The organism is Bacillus sp. F2HM (assembly GCF_019266135.1).
In the GTDB taxonomy this organism is placed as follows: Bacteria; Bacillota; Bacilli; order Bacillales; family Bacillaceae; genus Bacillus; species Bacillus safensis.
On sequence record NZ_LRMO01000005.1, the window covers coordinates 82,657 to 101,265 of the forward strand.

Here is an 18,609-nt window from a genome sequence, read left to right on the forward strand (position 1 = left end):
TATTTGCCCCATTCTAAAATACATTTTTGCTTAATTCGCTATTTGATGTGAAATTGTAGAATGGTTGTAAAAGAAGCGTAAGAAAAGTGAATCGTTATACAATCCTGTCATCCAAATGAAATAAATGAGACAGTCTTCGTGTGAAAAGTTATCTTTTTTTATGAGTCGAATGAAGGAACAATGAAAATATTGTAGAAATATTGTAGAGGAATGAGGCTGGAAAAGGAGTGTAAGAGAATGACTGAAACGCTCGATGGCAATAGGTTAATCCCTGCGGGAGATATCAGAAAATTAGAAAAAGAGAACGAATATTTGCGAACTGAGTTGATGCAGCAAAAAATGCTGTTAAATAAGACGCTAGATGCCATTTTTATATTTGATCAGCACCTCAACATCATCCAAGCCAACGAAGCAACATGCAGGCTTGTACAGACACCGAAAGAAGACCTCCTCAATAAATCCGTTCTAGATTTCCTATACGGCATCCCGAAAGATAAAATTGAATGCTCACTCGATCTATTTTTTCGAAAAGGTACGTTAAAAAGAGAAATCTCCATTCAGCTAGAAAATGGCGAAACAAAATACATTGAATTTGTCGCAGAGCATGACACCATGAATCAGCAATATATAGTGGTCATGCGAGACATTTCTTCAAAGAAAATATTAGAACGAGAACGTTCCATGAATGAGCAGCTGTTCAAAGATTTGTTTGACCGGGCCATTGACGGGATGGTCATTTTTGATCAGGATGGCTGCATGATTGATGCGAATCATTCTTTTTGTCAGAGCTTTGAACTGCAAAAGACTGATTTAACCGATCGATATTTACATGAATTTGTCGAAGAAGGAAATCTTCCCGCCTTGCAGCACCTTTTAACGTCACTTAAAGAAACAGGGAAAGCAAAGGGAGAGCTTCCTGTTACTCTTCAATCTGGCCAGCAAAAATTATTTGAACTCACCATTACATCAAATGTGATGAGTGGTTTTTATATGTCCATCATGCGGGATATTACAGAAAAAAGGCTGATGGAAGAGAAGCTGTTAAAAAGTGAAGAACGCTTTAGAGAAATATTCGAAAATGCAATGGATGCCATCATCATATGGGCGGATGATGGAGAGATTGTGAGAGCCAATGAATCAGCCTGCCGAATTTTTGAATTACCGATGCACTCGCTGATTGGCAAAAAACTCACCGATTTTCTCGTCAAATCTGATAAGAGATATAGACCAACAAGAAGACGTTATATCCGGAATCATGAAATAAGGGAAGAGTTATTGTTTAAAATGGCAAATGGGCAATATAAAGAGCTTGAGTTTACTTCAAAGCATGCGGTATTAGAAGGACAGCACTTAACCATTTTACGTAATGTAAGTGATCGAAAAAGAATGGAGCAGGAGCTGCGCGAAAGTGAGCTCAAATTCCGTAAAGTATTTAATGGGTCAATGGACGGCATTGTTCTTTTTGATAATCAATACCGAATCATTGAAGTCAATCCATCTGCAAGCGAGCTGCTTCAATTGAAGGACGATCATTTAACAGAAATGAATCTTTTCCACATCCTTGCCCCTTATCAAATTGAAAATTTGGCTCAGCCTGCCGAGGCGATGTCATTAGATGAAATGGACAATGAGGTTCCATTTGTGTTGAACCATCCAGACCAGCGTATACTGGAATTCTCTTTTAAACGCAACATTATCCATAATATGAATTTGGCCATCTTTAGAGATGTGACAGAGCGGAAGGAATTAGAAGAGCGGGTGAGAAAATCAGATACCCTTCATGTGGTCGGAGAGCTTGCCGCTGGAATTGCTCATGAAATTAGAAACCCCATGACAGCATTAAAAGGCTTCATTCAGCTGTTAAAAGGAAATATAGAAGGGGAGTATTCGCTCTATTTTAATGTCATCACATCAGAGCTGAAAAGAATTGAATCCATCATCACCGAATTTTTGATTTTAGCGAAACCGCAAGCTATTGTATATGAAGAAAAAAATGTGGTGCAAATTGTGAAGGACACGATGGATCTTCTGCACGCACAGGCGAATCTTGGTAATGTTCAAATGCATCTCAATGTGCTGGACGAGATTCCGCTCATTTATTGTGAACAAAACCAATTAAAGCAGGTCTTTATTAACATTTTAAAAAATGCAATTGAAGTCATGCCGCGTAAAGGAAATGTCTATGTGAGTATTCAGCGGAAGGGCGAGGAGCATATTGTCATTTCATTGCGTGATGAAGGCTGCGGAATGGCAGAGGATAAGCTAAAGCGTCTAGGTGAGCCTTTTTATACCACGAAAGAAAGAGGAACTGGACTTGGTTTAATGGTTAGTTATAAAATTATTGAAGAGCATCAAGGAACCATTGAGGTAGAAAGTGAGGAAGGCGTAGGAACCGTCTTCCATCTCACACTGCCACTTAGGCAGCAGAAACAAGAAGGAGAGCAGTAACGTGTATTATACCGTCTATCACGCACCCATCGGGGCACTATACATACTAGAAAAGGACGGTGCCATCATCGAGGTGATGTTTGATGATGAGCCGTTTTTAGCAAAAAAGCAGGCAGTAAATCTAAAGCAAGTAGATACCTCTGTCTTACAAGAAGCGAAAAAGCAGCTGGATGAATATTTTAAGGGTGAGCGTCAAGTATTCGATCTCCCGCTCAAGCAAACAGGTTCTCCGTTCCAAGAGCAGGTGTGGGAAGCATTGTCGGACATTCCATATGGTGAATCAAAAAGCTATGCAGACATTGCAAAAGCGATTGGCAATCCCAAGGCTGTAAGGGCGATCGGACAAGCTAACAGACGAAATGCACTACCAATTTTTATCCCTTGTCACAGAGTGATTGGAAAAGACCGCTCTCTGACGGGCTATGCAGGATCGAAGACAGACATGAAAGCGATCCTCCTTGAATTAGAAGGCATCCCATTTGTTCAAAAATAAATCGATTGACCTGTTCCAAATGTTTGTCAAGCGACATATCCTTTTATTAAGCTAAAAAAGTTGGTTGAGGGAAAAAGGAGGGCGCTGGGATGTTTTGGGGCAAAAAAGGTAAAATGTATGCCGTTACGTCACTATGTGTCAAAATGAACGTTTTGACGGAAGAACAAAAAAAAGAAATCTTAACAAAAACGAATCAAGAAACAAAAAAGCGCGGTGCTCTTAAATGACAAGAACACGGCGCCTTTTTGCGATTCATTGAGAGATGCTTTCGGCGAAAAGAGCATCAATCTCTTCTGCATAGTTCGATGTGATAATTCCCTTTTCTGTAATGATGCCTGAAATAAGATGATGAGGAGTGACATCAAAGGCGGGATTGAATACTTGAACATCGGGCGGTGCAATGGGGACACCATTTAATTCCTTTACTTCCAGCGGGTCGCGCTCTTCAATTGGGATATCTGACCCGTCGCGGGTGGATACATCAAAAGTGGATAGCGGTGCTGCTACAAAAAATGGAATGTGAAAATGCTTGGCTAGAACGGCAAGACCCAACGTTCCAATCTTATTCGCTGTATCTCCATTCCGGGCGATACGATCAGCTCCAACAATGACAGCAGAAATTTGCTTTTCTTTCATCGTATGGGCGGCCATGTTATCTGTAATGAGCGTCACATCCACGCCGCCTTGCATGAGCTCCCATGTTGTCAGACGAGCGCCTTGAAGAACAGGGCGTGTTTCACATGCATAAATGTGAAGATCAAGATTTTTCTTTTTGGCTAAATAAAAGGGAGCAAGAGCTGTTCCGTACCGGCTCGTTGCGATGGAGCCTGCATTACAAATGGTCATGATACGGTCACCTGATTTAAAGAGCTGAAGTGCATTTTGACCGATTTGTCTGCATGTTTCTTCATCTTCAATTTGAATTTGAATGGCTTCATGGACAAGGTCTGTTTTGGCTGCATTCACTGATGCTGCACGCTGAATGCGCTGTAGCAGCCGGTCTAATGCCCAGGCGAGGTTCACAGCGGTTGGACGAGCACTATTTAAATATTCTTTTATCCGAATGACTTCTTGTTTAAAAGCATCGATTTCTTCTGTCTCAATGGCTTGCGCACTAAGCGCCAATCCAAATGCTGCTGTAATGCCAATCGCAGGCGCTCCGCGTACTTTTAATGTCACAATTGCATCATACACATCCTCTTTCGTATATAAATGCTCAAAGACGGTTTCGGCCGGTAATTTTTGCTGATTTAAAATGTTAATACGGTTTTCTTCCCATTCGACAGAACGGGGGACTTCAAATTCTTTTGACAAAACCCGTCACTCCTTTACAGATGGCTGGAATAATGCGACGAGGTCAGACGCTGTTTCCACTGCATGATATTGTTTGATAAATGTTTTTCCAAGTGTCAGTGCTGCTTTTTTCTGCTGAATCCGTCTAGTTGGTGATGGAATCGCATCAAGATCAGCGGCATGAGCAAGACCGATTGTTCGGCGGACAAGCTCACAGCCGGCAAAGCCTGTCGCTTCTTTTAAAATCCGGTCAAACGTTGTTTCTAAAAAACTGTCCGATACACTAAACGCTTCAATGCTGTCCTCTTTCCAAGCTTTTGTGAACACTTCTTTGAATGTTGTCCATACATTGACGACATGGTCAAAAAGGTGCTGCTGTTCGTGTTCATTCTCGCGAGATAAAGCATTCAAGAACAAATTGGCGATAAAGTGGCCGATATCGAATCCGAAGGGACCGTAAAACGCGAATTCTGGATCAATGATTTTCGTTTCAGTCTCATTTGCAAAAATACTGCCTGTATGAAGATCTCCATGAACCAATGTTTCAGCTGATGTCAGGAAGATACGCTTCAACTCTGCTGCTTTGGCTTGCACTTCAAGGTCTGCCCAAAGCGCTTCTGCTGATTCTCTTAATTCTTCTTCGAAGTCATTTGTTTCACTATCAAAGAAAGGGTCTGTGAAGACGAGTTTTTCTGTGATATCACACAGGTCAGGATTCGTAAATTGCTTCACAAATTGTTTTTTGATTTTAGGATTTGTGGCAAAGTCAGATGTGTAAAAGAGTGTTTTTCCTAAAAATTCTCCGACATGATCAGATAAATGCGGATATTGTTTTCCGGCAATTAGCCCTTTTCTGACGATTTCTAAGTGTGAGAGATCCTCCATGGCTGTCACTGCAAGAGCTGTATCCGAGTAATAGACCGCTGGTACGAGATGTGGCGCATATTCTGACTGTTTGATCAGGGCAGCACTTTCAATTCTTGCCCGGTCTAATGTAAGAGGCCAGCTCTCACCAACCACCTTTGCATAAGGCAGCGCCTGCTTGATGATCAATCCTTTTTCTTGTTTGTGATCATAAATATGAAAGACGTAATTTAAATTCCCGTCGCCGATTTCAGTACAAGTCAAATGACTGCTTTCTTGGATTAAGCCAAGTCTAATTGCAAGTGCAACTGCCGAACTTTCTGTTAGTTCTTCATATGATGCCGTAAGTGTAACCAATTGCTTCCCCTCCAAATCATATAAAAAAGCCTCTTTCTCCTGAGAGAAAGAGGCTTGATGGTGTGTATGCTCAAAGCCTCTCTTATCTCTCAGCACATACGTCTGATGGAATTAGCACCGTGCCCTATAAGACAATTGTCTTGGCGCGTTACTTGCTGCGCCCCACTTCACAGTGGTATTAACGGTCGGTTGCTGTTGGGGTCAAAAGGCCAAATCCCTCGCCCAACTCTCGATAAGAGAAATCAATATGTAATTGTTTCGTGTCTGTTTGCATTTCTTAATTCAAGATATTATCAGAGCTGCGCTTTACATGTCAATCTTTTTTCAAAATTGCTTTACAATTCATAAAACAATCCATTACAGTGTTTGTATTGTCACGTAACTTGAATAGAAGGTGAAGAAATGGAATTCCAGCAATCAGAGGTGTTGAAACAATTACCGAAACAATTTTTTGCGTCCCTTGTCCAAAAGGTGCAGAAAAAAGTGCAGGAAGGGGCAGATATCATTAATTTGGGGCAGGGAAATCCTGATCAGCCAACTCCTCCGCACATTGTAAAAGCCATGCAGGAAGCGGTATTAAAACCTGAAAATCATCAATACTCCTCATTCCGTGGAACAACGAAATTAAAAAAGGCTGCGGCCGCTTTTTATGAAAGAGAATATGGCGTCACGCTTGATCCAAAGACGGAAATTGCGATTTTATTTGGCGGGAAAGCAGGGCTTGTTGAGCTGCCGCAGTGCCTGCTGAATCCGGGTGATACGCTTCTCGTCCCTGACCCAGGTTATCCTGATTATTGGTCAGGTGCTGTACTTGCTGGAGCTCATATGGTGACCATGCCACTTCTTGAAAAAAATGATTTTTTACCTGACTACGATTTGCTGCCTGAGGATGATAAGAAAAAGGCAAAATTAATGTATTTAAATTATCCCAACAATCCGACGGGGGCTACGGCAAGTCGTTCATTTTTTGAAGAAACCGTTACATTTGCGAAAGATCACAAGCTATGTGTTGTTCATGATTTTGCATATGGCGGCATTGGATTTGATGGGGAAAAGCCGATCAGCTTTCTGCAAATAGATGGAGCGAAAGAGACGGGAATAGAAATTTACACATTGTCTAAAACGTACAATATGGCAGGGTGGAGAGTAGGATTTGCAGCAGGGAATCCGTCTGTTATTGAAGCGATTGAGCTTTATCAGGATCATTTGTTTGTCTCGTTGTTTAAAGCCACGCAGGATGCAGCAGCGGAGGCCCTATTAAGCGATCAAACGTGCGTACGGGTGCAAAATGACCGATATGAGAAAAGGCGGAATGTGTGGATAGCTGCCTGCAAAGAAATTGGCTGGGAAGTCAGTGCACCAAAGGGATCATTTTTTGCTTGGTTAAAGGTGCCAGAAGGATATACATCTGAAGCCTTCTCTGATTTATTATTAGAAAAAGCGCATGTTGTTGTAGCGCCAGGTAATGGCTTTGGTGCTCACGGTGAAGGGTACGTGAGAGTAGGGCTTCTAACAAGCGAGGAGCGGTTACAAGAAGCTGCTCAGCGCATCGCTGCCTTAAAGCTGTTTGAAAAAAAGCCATTGACAACATAAAAAAATGGTGCGATAATTCAGGCAATATTTAAGAAAATTGAATATTCTTATCAAGAGTAGGCAGAGGGACTAGCCCAATGAAGCCCGGCAACCGACTTCCATGAAGCACGGTGCTAATTCTTGCAGCAAGCGCTGAGAGATAAGATTCGGATGAATGACACGAAACAACCTCTTTAAGGCGCTCAAGAAGCACTTGAAGAGGTTTTTTTATTGAACATATGCATGACGCAATCGAAAGGGGATTCCTAGTGAGTGAATTACTGGCAACATACGTATTAACACATCGAGAGGATGAACAAATAAATCGAAAAGCGGAGCAGATCGCGCTTGGTTTAACAGTTGGATCATGGACGGATTTGCCGCAGCTCAAAAAGGAGCAGCTTCAAAAGCATAAAGGCCGAGTTGAAAAAGTATTAGAAAAGGCTGCTCCAGTCGAAAATGGTCTTTATCAATCAGAGGTGACCATTGCTTATCCTGATGCAAACTTTTCAGCAGATTTACCAGCTGTTTTCACGACGATTTTTGGAAAGCTTTCACTAGACGGAAAAGTGAAGCTAGTCGATATCCAATTTTCTGAAGAATTTAAAAAAAGCCTGCCAGGACCGGTATTTGGAATTGATGGCATACGTAAAAAGGTAAATGTATTTGATCGTCCATTATTGATGAGTATTTTTAAAGGTGTTATCGGCCGTGATATGCAGGATTTAAAAGAGCAGCTCCGTTTACAGGCATTAGGCGGGGTTGACCTCATCAAAGACGATGAAATTTTATTTGAAAGTCCATTAGCTCCTTTTGAAGAGCGAATCAAAGAAGGAAAAGAGATTTTAAAAGAAACCTATGAAGAGACAGGACACCGCACGCTGTATGCTGTCAATTTAACGGGCAGAACCTTTGACCTGAGGGATAGAGCGAGAAAGGCCGCTGAACTTGGAGCAGATGCACTCTTATTCAATGTCTTTGCTTACGGTCTTGATGTCATGCAAAGCTTAGCTGAGGATCCAGATATTCCACTGCCTATTATGGCGCATCCCGCAGTGAGCGGTGCATTGACATCCTCTCCTGAATATGGATTCTCGCATTCTCTTCTTTTAGGCAAATTAAATCGATATGCTGGCGCTGATTTGAGCCTTTTTCCCTCACCTTATGGATCGGTTGCACTTCCGAAAAAGGATGCCCTTGGAATCTATGAAGCTTGCGTAAAAGAGGATACGGTTCAAAAAACATTCCCTGTCCCGTCAGCAGGCATTCATCCTGGAATGGTTCCAGTATTAATCAAAGATTTTGGAGTTGATCATGTGATTAACGCAGGCGGAGGCATTCACGGACATCCGCGGGGAGCCATCGGTGGAGGGAAGGCATTTCGTTCGATCATTGATGCAGTGATTCAAAAAGAGTCGATCGAAGATAAGGCATCTTCTTGCCAAGACTTAAAAGCGGCACTTGATCTTTGGGGAAGGGTAGCAGAATAAATGAAAAAACCAATTGTATGTTGTGATTTTGATGGAACAATTACAAAAAATGATAATATCATCCGCATCATGAAACAGTTTGCACCGAGTGAATGGACGAAGCTGAAGGATGGTGTCCTGTCAAAGGAAATTACCATTCAAGAAGGCGTCGGGCAGATGTTTCAATTACTGACAAGTGATCAGAAGGAAGCCATTCAATCATTTATTTTAGAGGATACAGAGATTCGTGAAGGATTTAAGCAATTTGTGGATGAGGTAAAAAAAGCGGACATTCCTTTCTATGTACTTAGCGGGGGGATGGACTTTTTTGTCTACCCCATCCTCGAAGGTATTGTCGATCGAGACGATATTTATTGCAACCATGCATCATTTGGGGAAGACCATATTCAAATTGAATGGCCTCATGCCTGCGATACGCAATGTCAAAATGGGTGCGGATGCTGCAAGCCCTCGATCATTCGAGAGCTGACTCATGAAAATGACTTCATCATCATGATCGGAGATTCAGTGACCGATGTAGAGGCAGCGAAACATGCGGATCTCACGTTTGCACGAGATTACTTGCTCAATGAATGTAAAGAGCTTGGGCTCGTACATAAGGAGTATGACACATTTGTTGATTTACACACGCAATTTGTTCAAATAAAGGAAGTGAAGGAATGGCAGACGCAAAAAGCAAACGCTGGCAGGAGCTAGCAGACGTTAAACGTGAACTGGCACAAAGAGACTGGTTTTTCGGAACAAGCGGAAATTTATCGATCAAGGTGTCGGATGATCCAATCACGTTTTTGGTGACGGCAAGCGGCAAAGATAAACGAAAAGAAACGAACGAAGATTTTCTGTTAGTGAATGCGGAAGGCCAGCCTCACGATCCGAACGAGTCACTTAGACCATCTGCTGAAACATTGCTTCACACATATGTGTATGAGCGGACGAAAGCAGGCTGCTGTCTGCATGTCCATACAATCGATAATAATGTGATGTCAGAGCTGTATGGGGATAAGGGAGAGATTCGTTTTAAAGGCAACGAAATCATCAAAGCGCTTGGTTATTGGGAAGAGGATGCAGAAGTGTCGATTCCGATTATTGAAAATCCAGCTCATATTCCGCATCTTGCAGAGCAATTTGCAAAACATCTGACATTAGAGACGTCATCTGGTGCTGTACTCATTCGCAATCATGGCATCACGGTCTGGGGAAACACAGCCTTTGAAGCAAAACGAGTATTAGAAGCATATGAATTTTTATTTAGCTATCACTTAAAATTAGCGCTGTATCAACAGCAGCTTGTAAGATAAAAAGGAGGAAAAGCACATGGCGACGATTTTGATTCACAATGAAGAGAACACATTACTTGAGAACGAGCAAGAGGTTGCATCATATTTAGAAAACCAAGGGGTTATTTATGAGCATTGGGATATTGAAAAGCTGCCAAACCGTTTATCAGAAAAGTATGATTTAACCGATGAGGAAAAGGAAGAGATTTTGACTGTTTTCCAAAAGGAAATCCAAAGTATTTCTGAAAAAAGAGGATACAAAGCACAGGATGTGATTTCATTATCTGATGCTACGCCAAATCTTGATGAGCTGCTCCAAAACTTTAAACGTGAGCATCACCATACAGATGATGAAGTGCGCTTTATTGTGAGCGGGCACGGAATCTTTGCTATTCAAGGCAAGGATGGCGTCTTTTTTGATGTGAGATTGAACCCAGGTGATTTAATTTCTGTTCCGCCAAACATCCGTCATTACTTTACACTTCAAGAAGATCGCAAAGTGGTCGCAGTTCGCATATTTGTCACAACTGAGGGCTGGGTGCCAATTTACGAAGAAGAAACGGTTTAATGATAGAGCTGATCATTCCGCATGAGGCGGAAGATCAGCTTTTTTTTAGGAGATTAGACATAAAATGAGAAAGAAAATAGTTGATTTTGATCTTCTGTATAGGATAAAATTCTGTTTAATCAATGTGACAGTCCTGTCCAAATTTGAAGTTTACCCCCAAATTTGATTGGGTAAAAGGTCTTTAGGCTGTAAAAAATTAAATAAAATAAGCATATTTAATTTAATTTACAAATAAAGTATAATTTTGGTGTCGGATCATTTTGAGCATAGACAGTCGAATTCATTGCGGGAGCTGAGATCATGAATATTTATGTAAGGAAAGAACAATTGCTGATGTCCATTGATGAGAAGAGAAAACAAATGGTAGAAGCTGCTCAAGTGGAAGGGTACACTGGTGAGATGACAATTAAATATAGTCAAGAACTGGACAACCTGATGAATGAGTATCAGCATCTTCTTTTTCATGAGAAACAATCTGCCCCCTCCTTTCATGATCTTGTGTCTCAAATGAGTCTTTTATCTGTGAACCGCCCCTCTTTTTGACATGAAAAACCGGTCTTGCATAAGCAAAACCGGCTGACATCTTCAGCTATGCTGAGTGAGCAGAAGGAAGCATGATCATAACAGTCGTTCCTTTATTCACTTCGCTATGAATATCAATTGTTCCGCCATACATCGAAATGATTCGTTTACACACGACAAGTCCAAGACCTGTGCCTTTTTCCTTCGACGTAATAAAGGGAAGGAAGATGTGCTTTAACATCTCTTCTGGTATGCCTTCACCTGTATCCGCTACTTTAATGATGACATGTTCTTTTTCAGCTTCGATCACAATCTTCAAATGACCGCCGTTTGGCATCGCTTCTAAAGAGTTCTTTGCTACATTTAAAACGACTTGTTTAATATGATCCTTCGTGCAATACACGCCAACATCTTGAATCGTATTGATTTGTAAATCTACTTCGACATTATAAAGGTTTGCTTCTGAGAAAACGATCGGCATGATCTCACTTACAATTTCTTTTACAGAGTTATTCTGCCATTTTTCTGCTGTTGGTTTTCCTAATACAAGAAATTCACTGACGATTTGGTTGATCCGTTTAATTTCTTCCTCAATGACAGAAAAATAGAGCTGATCTTCTTCTGAATGATACTTCTTTTGCAATAGCTGGATAAAGCCGCTAATCCCTGTTAATGGGTTACGAATTTCGTGTGCTGTACTTGCTGCGAGTGTTCCGATCAATTCAAGCTTTTGCGCTTCGTTTTGATGACGCTCCTGCTGAGTTTGCCGCCTTAACACGATATATTGGACTAGTGTGAATAAAATATTTAATAAAATAAACGCACTGGATAAAGGGATGAGCATCACAGACAGCACTTCACTTGTTGAAGCACGCTGCGGAAAGACCTCCAGCTTCCAGCTGTTTTCATCTAAATATGTAGACACCGTGCTGCCGCCCTCGGGTACTGGCTGTGGACCACTTGTAAACACGACATGTCCATTTTGATTCAGCATCTTAAAATGAAGATCAGGGTTCAATACATTCATAATATTTCTTAAATAATCAATTTGAATGGCGGCAATCAGCACATTGGTGACTTCTTCGTTTTCATCGAGAACAGGCACACAAATGGAAAGAATCCGCTGTTTTGTAATTCGGCTCACATAGTTGTCTGTGATCACGGTCTGCTTGGTCACTTGAATGCGTTTAAAGTAATCTCTGAATGATAGGTTGATTTTTTCCTTTAACGGGGTGGTGCTTGCTGTTACATTTCCTTTTTTGTCTAGGAGATACAGACCTGAAAAACGAGGTTCTTGTTTATAGATTTTCTCTAGGATGATTTGTACTTTTTTCGTATCAAGCGGCTGGTCAAATCCCATAGCAAGGGAAGTTAATCTCGCTTCTGTTTCACTTATTAAATAATTCATTTGATTTTTGTGAATATTTAACATAAGTGTAGCGGTTTGTTTGTTCTTTAAATCAATTTTTTCAGTTTCTTTTTCGTAGATAAAATAACTAATGATTAGGGTTGGAATCATGACCAAAATAAGGTAAAGCCTGATCTTCTTCCAAAACCCTTTGAGTATACTCATCATTCATCGCTCCAACGTATTACCTAATAGACTTATTATAGCATTGAACCTATCTTTATTACGATGACTTGTGTGATTTTTAAAAAATTAGGTGATTCGTTCTGGTCTCATTTTCGTGCTAAAGATGGATCAAAATGTTGACATTTTACTTATTGTTTATTAATGTCACATTAGTGGGTTGCATTTCATAAAGGATGATAAAAAATGGAAAATCATAATGTTGAAAAATCATTGAAATTATTTATCGTATTATCACGTGCCTATCGCTCAATTAATCATCACATGAACAAACATATTGTGAAGCACGGGCTGAATCCGACTGAATTTGCTGTACTAGAATTGCTGTATCATAAAGGTGATCAGCCGCTTCAGCAAATCGGTGATAAGATTTTACTTGCAAGCGGCAGTATCACGTATGTGGTCGATAAATTGGAGAAGAAAGAACTCCTTAGCCGGAAGGCTTGTGCAGAAGACCGCAGGGTGACATTTGCGCATATTACTAAGCAGGGACGAGCTTTGCTTGATGACATCTTCCCAGATCATGCGAAAGAAATTCATGAGATGATCAGTGTCTTGAGCGAAGAAGAGAAAGATGCCTGCATCGATATGCTCAAACATGTGGGGCTGCGTGCAAAGCATTTATATGATCATCAAGAATAAATAAAAAGGAAGCCGCTGGCTTCCTTTTTTATTTCGCTTTTTTCTCAATCGGTAAAATGAGTACTTCTACACGTCGGTTTTTACTTCTGCCTTCTGCTGTATCGTTTGAGGCAATCGGTTTGAATTCGCCATATCCTTTTGTACTAAAGTTCTCTTGGTCTAGATTGCTGTTTTCAAGAAGAATATTTAAAAAGTTCACAGCACGAATGGCGCTTAAATACCAGTTTGATTCAAATTCTGAATTTCTGATCGGTACATTATCTGTATGTCCGCTAATGACAATGTCACGAGCGGGATTAATGACGAGCAGCTTTGAGATTTCTTTTGCTAACGGGACATCCTGAGAGCGAATAACTGCCCGACCAGAATCAAAGAAGATACTGTCCTCAATTGTAATGAGAAGTCCTTCATCCGTAAGCTTTGTTTCGAGCTTGGAACCAAGTTTTTTATTTGCAATGAATGAATCGACCTGCTGTTTGACCTTTGTGAGAACCGCTTGGTCTCTAGCCTTTGCTTTGGCTTCTTCATCTTTCTCTTCCTCGGCTGCTTTCTTGACTTGGTTGCTGTGTTCAGTTTCTTCCGTGCTTTGCATGCTGGATTGATCCATGACACCAGTACCGCCAGTAAAAACAACATTAAAAGACTTAGCCATCTGTTCATATTTTGCCGCATCAATCGAACTAGATGCAAAAAGCACAATGAAGAGGGCGAGAAGAAGCGTCAGAAGATCGGCATAAGGGATAAGCCAAGATTCATCTACATGGTCTTCATGATCATGTTTTTTACGTTTCCTAGCCATTTTGATTTTCTCCTTCTTCAATGACAAGATTTGCACGTTCTTTTGCTGGTAAGTACATAAGAAGTTTTTGTTCAATGACTTTTGGAGATTGACCTTCAAGAACAGAAAGAATGCCTTCGATCATAATCAGACGAAGTTTTACTTCTTCCTTTGATTTACGCTTCAGCTTGTTGGCAAATGGATGCCATAATACATACCCGGTGAAAATCCCAAGCAGTGTGGCGACGAAGGCAGCACTGATTGCATGTCCAAGTGCTTCAATATCTCCCATGTTGGCAAGTGCGGCAATAAGTCCGACAACGGCGCCAAGTACCCCTAGCGTCGGAGCGTATGTACCTGCTTGTGTAAAGATTAATGCGCCTGACTGATGTCGTTCAGACATGGCGTCGACTTCTTCTGTTAAGACGTCTCGAATAAATTCAGCACTTTGGCCGTCAACTGCCATGCTTAACCCGTTCTTTAGAAAATCATCATCGACTTCCTCAAGACTTGCTTCTAATGCCAAAAGACCTTCACGACGCGCAATTTGTGCCCAGTTTGAAAATAGAGGGATCATTTCTTGAATCGTTGGAAGCTGGCTGTCTTTGAAAATTTTGCCGAACAATTTTGGTGTTTTCTTAATTTCACTAGAAGGGAATGCGATGACAACAGCTGCAACCGTCCCAACAATGATGATTAATATAGCCGCCGGGTTGATAAGAGCGGTTAGACTCACACCTTTCAAAACCATACCGACACCTAGTGCAATAAATGCTAAAATAATACCAATTAACGATGTTTTGTCCATTATCTCACCAAATCCTTTAACTATCTTTTTCTATAGTTAATATCGGTGTGTTCTAGAAGGGTTTTAGTCAGAATATAAAATTAAGACAGTTTCTGTGAAGAATTTTTGACGAAAGCGCTTTCTATATGTAAAAAGAAGAAACTCCCTCTCATATAAAGGGAGTCTCCATTTAATCGTTTTGCGCTGGTTCATCTAAATGAAGCAGCTCTTTTAATTTTTCTTCATACATGATTTTGACAAGATCGTAGCTCCAATTCATCATGTGATCCACCTCTTTTTCTTTTATCCTAAAGGAAAAGAGGCGGGGGAGCGTCAGCGTTCAGATGGAACTTAGACGCCGCAACATGATGGAGAGGCATATCATCCTGAAGATGTAGTTATCCTTTTTTTACAACGATTTCGTCATGTTCAACATCCACAGTAAATCCAGAAAGATGCTCCTCTTCAAGCAGGATCTCCGTCATTTGATCTTCAACATGCTCTTGGATGGTTCTTCGAAGTGGACGAGCACCAAATGCAGGGTGATATCCAAGCTCTGCGATTTTTTCTTTCGCTTCATTTGTGACATGGATTGTTAAATTCTGCTCTTTTAATTGCTCTGACAGCTCATTAAGCAGAAGATCAACAATCTTCACTAAGTCCTCTCTGTCTAGTGAATCAAATTGAATGATGCTGTCAAAACGGTTCAAAAATTCTGGTTTGAAGTAGCTGCTGAGTGAATCAATGAGTGATTGTTCCTCAATTGCTTCCTCCTGATCAGACTGGAAGCCGACCTTGACCGTTTTATCTGCACTGCCTGCGTTACTTGTCATGATGATGACTGTATCTTTAAAGCTGACCGTTCTGCCTTGACTGTCTGTTAAGCGGCCATCTTCCATGATTTGAAGGAACATGTGTTGTACATCAGGGTGTGCTTTTTCAATTTCATCCAGCAAAATGATGCTGTAAGGTTTTCTGCGCACTTTTTCAGTCAACTGGCCAGCTTCATCATGTCCAACGTAACCAGGAGGAGAACCGATGAGTTTGGACACAGAGTGTTTTTCCATGTACTCACTCATATCTAAACGTATGATCGCATCTCTTGAACCGAATAATTCTTCAGCCAGTGTTTTAGACAATTCAGTTTTCCCGACACCTGTTGGTCCAACGAAAAGGAAGGAGCCTGTCGGTCTATCTTTCGATTTTAATCCAGCTCTGCTTCTTTTCACGGCTTTCGCCACTTTATCAACCGCATGCTCCTGCCCGATTACTCGTGCTTTTAGACGGACATCAATTTCTTTCATTTTGGTTTGTTCGTCTGCTTGCAGTTTGCCGACAGGAATGCCTGTTTTTTGTTCCACAATGGCCTGAATGTCCTCTGCTGTGACGATATGCTCTTTGTCAGTTGTTTTGTTTTGAAGTCTTGCTTCAATAGCTTCTTCTTCATCGCGAAGCTTCGCTGCTTTTTCATATTGCTCTTCTTTTAGCGCAGCCTGTTTTTCTGCGGCAATTTGCGCTAGTCGGTTTGTCAGTTCATCTTCACTTGCTGCATCAATGGAGAGGTTCGCTTTTGAACCAGCTTCATCCATTAGATCAATGGCTTTATCCGGCAAATGACGGTCTTGAATATACCGCGAAGATAATTGAACGCACGCTTTGATGGCTTCATCTGAATAGGTGACACCATGATAGGCCTCGTACTTATCTTGAATACCTTTTAAGATGTCGATCGCTTCATCTGGTGTTGGCTCATCCACGATAACGGGCTGGAAGCGTCGTTCGAGTGCAGCATCTTTTTCAATTTGGCGATATTCTTTTAATGTCGTCGCACCTACTAGCTGCAGTTCGCCTCTTGCAAGGGCTGGTTTTAAAATGTTTCCAGCATCCATTGATCCTTCTGCAGATCCTGCGCCCACAAGAAGGTGGATTTCATCTACAAACAAGATGATATTTTTACGGCTCTGCAGTTCTTTAATTAACTGCTTCATTCTTTCTTCAAATTGACCGCGTACACCTGTGTTTGCGACAAGTGAAGAAACATCTAATAAATAGATCTGTTTGTTCTTTAATTTATTTGGCACATCGCCGCTCGCAATTTTCAGCGCGAGTCCTTCTGCAATCGCTGTTTTCCCAACACCTGGTTCACCAATGAGAACAGGGTTATTTTTATTTCTTCTATTTAAAATCTCAATGACTCTTGCGACTTCTTCATCACGGCCAATGACTGGATCAATTAAACCAGCAATTGCTCCATCTGTTAAGTTACGGCCAAGCTCATCGAGTAAGCCTTTTTGCTTTGATTGCTCCATGTTTGGGGCATGACCTGCCTGCTGAGAGAAGAATGAACTTCCTCCAAAAAGCTGAGGTCCCATTTTCATTTTTGACTGCTCCATCAAAGAGGTATAGCAGTCTTCACATAAAACCATTTGGCTCCGGGACGAATTTACTTGCATATTCAGGCGAATAGTTGCTTCATTTACTTGACAATGTTGACAACGCATTTGCCATGACCTCCTTAAAATAAAGTTTGACTTTATTTGACCAATGAATGTTAAAGAAAATGGTCTATTGTTTGACCATCTTTGACTATAGTATACTCTGACCAATTTTGACTTTCAACTGTTTTGCTCAAAGACGGATAAAAATCCTTTTTTGCATTTAATCATGGTTTGTCCTTCTTTTCAAGGAACTTGTCTCATAGGATAAAAAAGAGACAATCGAAAGTGATGGGTGCGGAGGGGTCACATGAAACGTTCAAATGAATCCGCTTTTCAGCTTGCCTTTGTATATGTAGGAACAGTGGTTGGAGCTGGGTTTGCGACAGGAAAAGAAATCGTAGAATTTTTTGTTCGTTTTGGCTGGATTGGACTACTAGGAATTCTGATTAGCGGTGTTATTTTTACTGGCCTTGGTGCAAAAATGATGCTGATTTCGAAACGAATCAAAGCAGAATCTTATCAAGATATGAACCGTTTTTTATTTGGCGCTGCTGCGAGTCGATATATTAATATTGTGATGTTTTTTATTTTACTCGGTGTTACCTCAGTCATGATTTCAGGCGCAGGGGCTATTTTTGAAGAACAGCTTGGCATATCGAAGGAGTATGGGATCTTTTTGACGATCATTCTGAGCGTCATTGTACTCTTTAAAGGTTCAAAAGGGCTATTTGGTGTTAACGTCCTTGTCGTTCCAATGCTGATTTTCTTTTCATTGATTGTGTTTCTTGATTCATTTGTTTTTAGCAGCAGTGAAAGTTATGTTCTTGCGCTGCAAATGGGTGAGGGCGAGTGGATACTATCAGCAGTGTCCTATGGTGCCTTTAATTTAGCACTGTCACAGGCAGTGTTAGTACCCGTTGCAAATGAAATGACCTCTGAAGCAGTCATTAAAAAGGGAGCGGTGCTTGGGGGCGTCATGCTGACACTCATTTTGCTTGCTTGCTTTTTATCTCTTTCTTCATTAGATATGCTGGAGGCCTTTGATATTCCAATGGCTCAGGTGGTGTATCAAGTCGCAAACTCCATTCATCTCATTTATTTATTTGTCATCTTCGGTGAAGTTTTTACATCCGTCATAGGCAATTTATACGGGCTGGAGAGACAAGTAAGGGCATATATCCGAATGAACAGCATCTTTACGATATCCCTTATTCTCATATGCTGCTATGTGATTAGTAAAATTGGTTACGGTACACTGATATCAACGGTTTACCCGGTTTTTGGATATGTCAGCATCTTTTTTATTCTCTTTCTTTGTCTAAAAAAAGTGCCTGAACCGCTAGGTAAGTAAAGAAAGGATAGCCTGCATGAAGAATATGTGGTACACTATCCTCTGTGAAAATTGAACAAAAATCCGTGAAGACGGGAGAGGTTCTAGCAAAACCCTCTATAAAAAACTAAGGACTTGCCGTATCCTTGGATGTGGCAT

At 41.0% G+C, this 18,609-nt stretch carries 17 protein-coding genes and 3 riboswitches; of the genes, 11 read left to right on the forward strand and 6 right to left on the reverse strand.

Going from position 1 to position 18,609, the window contains the following annotated elements; genetic code table 11:
- Positions 1-237 precede the first annotated feature (237 nt).
- The 3 genes from AWT60_RS03845 (at position 238) to AWT60_RS03855 (ending at position 3,168) form a co-directional block, all read left to right on the forward strand.
- Positions 238-2,448 (forward strand): PAS domain-containing sensor histidine kinase, encoded by a 2,211-nt coding sequence (locus tag AWT60_RS03845; protein WP_041085035.1) that lies wholly within the window; start codon positions 238-240, stop codon positions 2,446-2,448.
- 1 nt (position 2,449) lies between these two features.
- Positions 2,450-2,941, forward strand: a complete 492-nt coding sequence (locus AWT60_RS03850; RefSeq protein ID WP_041085034.1) for a methylated-DNA--[protein]-cysteine S-methyltransferase — start codon at positions 2,450-2,452, stop codon at positions 2,939-2,941.
- Positions 2,942-3,030: 89 nt separating this feature from the next.
- Entirely contained in the window at positions 3,031-3,168 is a 138-nt protein-coding gene (locus tag AWT60_RS03855) for a hypothetical protein (RefSeq protein WP_162860203.1), read from the forward strand.
- A 25-nt stretch (positions 3,169-3,193) separates the two neighbouring features.
- Here the strand turns inward: AWT60_RS03855 and mtnA are convergent, their stop codons facing one another.
- The gene (gene mtnA, locus AWT60_RS03860; RefSeq protein WP_073979408.1) at positions 3,194-4,255 is read right to left on the reverse strand and encodes an S-methyl-5-thioribose-1-phosphate isomerase; all 1,062 of its coding nucleotides are present in this window, start codon (positions 4,253-4,255) and stop codon (positions 3,194-3,196) included.
- Positions 4,256-4,261: 6 nt separating this feature from the next.
- Complete coding sequence (gene mtnK / locus AWT60_RS03865; protein ID WP_218676914.1) at positions 4,262-5,455, reverse strand: S-methyl-5-thioribose kinase; 1,194 nt, start codon at positions 5,453-5,455, stop codon at positions 4,262-4,264.
- 80 nt (positions 5,456-5,535) lie between these two features.
- Positions 5,536-5,693: riboswitch (SAM riboswitch) on the reverse strand.
- 164 nt (positions 5,694-5,857) lie between these two features.
- Here mtnK and AWT60_RS03870 point away from each other — a divergent pair.
- The 6 genes from AWT60_RS03870 (at position 5,858) to AWT60_RS03895 (ending at position 10,905) form a co-directional block, all read left to right on the forward strand.
- On the forward strand, positions 5,858-7,048 hold the full coding sequence (locus tag AWT60_RS03870) for a pyridoxal phosphate-dependent aminotransferase (RefSeq protein ID WP_218676915.1): 1,191 nt from the start codon (positions 5,858-5,860) through the stop codon (positions 7,046-7,048).
- A gap of 44 nt (positions 7,049-7,092) precedes the next feature.
- Positions 7,093-7,194, forward strand: a riboswitch (SAM riboswitch).
- Between the two features lie 102 nt (positions 7,195-7,296).
- Positions 7,297-8,517, forward strand: coding sequence for a 2,3-diketo-5-methylthiopentyl-1-phosphate enolase (mtnW, locus tag AWT60_RS03875; protein WP_373272892.1), 1,221 nt, complete (start codon positions 7,297-7,299; stop codon positions 8,515-8,517).
- Positions 8,518-9,213: a 2-hydroxy-3-keto-5-methylthiopentenyl-1-phosphate phosphatase gene (locus AWT60_RS03880; RefSeq protein ID WP_041085030.1), complete on the forward strand. Its 696-nt coding sequence runs from the start codon at positions 8,518-8,520 to the stop codon at positions 9,211-9,213.
- The gene (locus tag AWT60_RS03885) at positions 9,177-9,815 is read left to right on the forward strand and encodes a methylthioribulose 1-phosphate dehydratase (protein ID WP_218676917.1); all 639 of its coding nucleotides are present in this window, start codon (positions 9,177-9,179) and stop codon (positions 9,813-9,815) included. The genes AWT60_RS03880 and AWT60_RS03885 overlap by 37 nt, the downstream gene beginning before the upstream one ends.
- A 16-nt stretch (positions 9,816-9,831) precedes the next feature.
- The gene (locus AWT60_RS03890; RefSeq protein WP_024426834.1) at positions 9,832-10,362 is read left to right on the forward strand and encodes a 1,2-dihydroxy-3-keto-5-methylthiopentene dioxygenase; all 531 of its coding nucleotides are present in this window, start codon (positions 9,832-9,834) and stop codon (positions 10,360-10,362) included.
- Between the two features lie 300 nt (positions 10,363-10,662).
- Complete coding sequence (locus tag AWT60_RS03895; protein ID WP_041085027.1) at positions 10,663-10,905, forward strand: aspartyl-phosphate phosphatase Spo0E family protein; 243 nt, start codon at positions 10,663-10,665, stop codon at positions 10,903-10,905.
- A 46-nt stretch (positions 10,906-10,951) separates the two neighbouring features.
- Here the strand turns inward: AWT60_RS03895 and AWT60_RS03900 are convergent, their stop codons facing one another.
- On the reverse strand, positions 10,952-12,457 hold the full coding sequence (locus tag AWT60_RS03900) for a sporulation kinase KinD (protein WP_218676918.1): 1,506 nt from the start codon (positions 12,455-12,457) through the stop codon (positions 10,952-10,954).
- Positions 12,458-12,661: 204 nt separating this feature from the next.
- On the opposite strand from AWT60_RS03900, the gene mhqR reads away from it, so the two are divergent.
- Positions 12,662-13,117 carry a MarR family transcriptional regulator MhqR gene (gene mhqR / locus AWT60_RS03905; protein ID WP_034281539.1) on the forward strand — a complete coding sequence of 152 codons (456 nt, stop codon included), beginning with the start codon at positions 12,662-12,664 and terminating at the stop codon, positions 13,115-13,117.
- Positions 13,118-13,145: 28 nt separating this feature from the next.
- Here mhqR and motB read toward each other — a convergent pair whose 3' ends face one another.
- The 3 genes from motB to AWT60_RS03920 all read right to left on the reverse strand — a co-directional run bounded on the left by motB (position 13,146) and on the right by AWT60_RS03920 (position 17,183).
- The gene (gene motB / locus AWT60_RS03910) at positions 13,146-13,916 is read right to left on the reverse strand and encodes a flagellar motor protein MotB (protein ID WP_041085025.1); all 771 of its coding nucleotides are present in this window, start codon (positions 13,914-13,916) and stop codon (positions 13,146-13,148) included.
- A complete protein-coding gene (gene motA, locus AWT60_RS03915) occupies positions 13,909-14,703 on the reverse strand; it encodes a flagellar motor stator protein MotA (protein ID WP_041085024.1) in 795 nt (264 codons plus the stop codon). The genes motB and motA overlap by 8 nt, the downstream gene beginning before the upstream one ends.
- Before the next feature lie 377 nt (positions 14,704-15,080).
- The gene (locus tag AWT60_RS03920) at positions 15,081-17,183 is read right to left on the reverse strand and encodes an ATP-dependent Clp protease ATP-binding subunit (protein ID WP_041085023.1); all 2,103 of its coding nucleotides are present in this window, start codon (positions 17,181-17,183) and stop codon (positions 15,081-15,083) included.
- A gap of 244 nt (positions 17,184-17,427) precedes the next feature.
- On the opposite strand from AWT60_RS03920, the gene AWT60_RS03925 reads away from it, so the two are divergent.
- On the forward strand, positions 17,428-18,471 hold the full coding sequence (locus AWT60_RS03925) for a YkvI family membrane protein (protein ID WP_041085022.1): 1,044 nt from the start codon (positions 17,428-17,430) through the stop codon (positions 18,469-18,471).
- Between the two features lie 71 nt (positions 18,472-18,542).
- Positions 18,543-18,587, forward strand: a riboswitch (PreQ1 riboswitch).
- Positions 18,588-18,609: the final 22 nt, after the last annotated feature.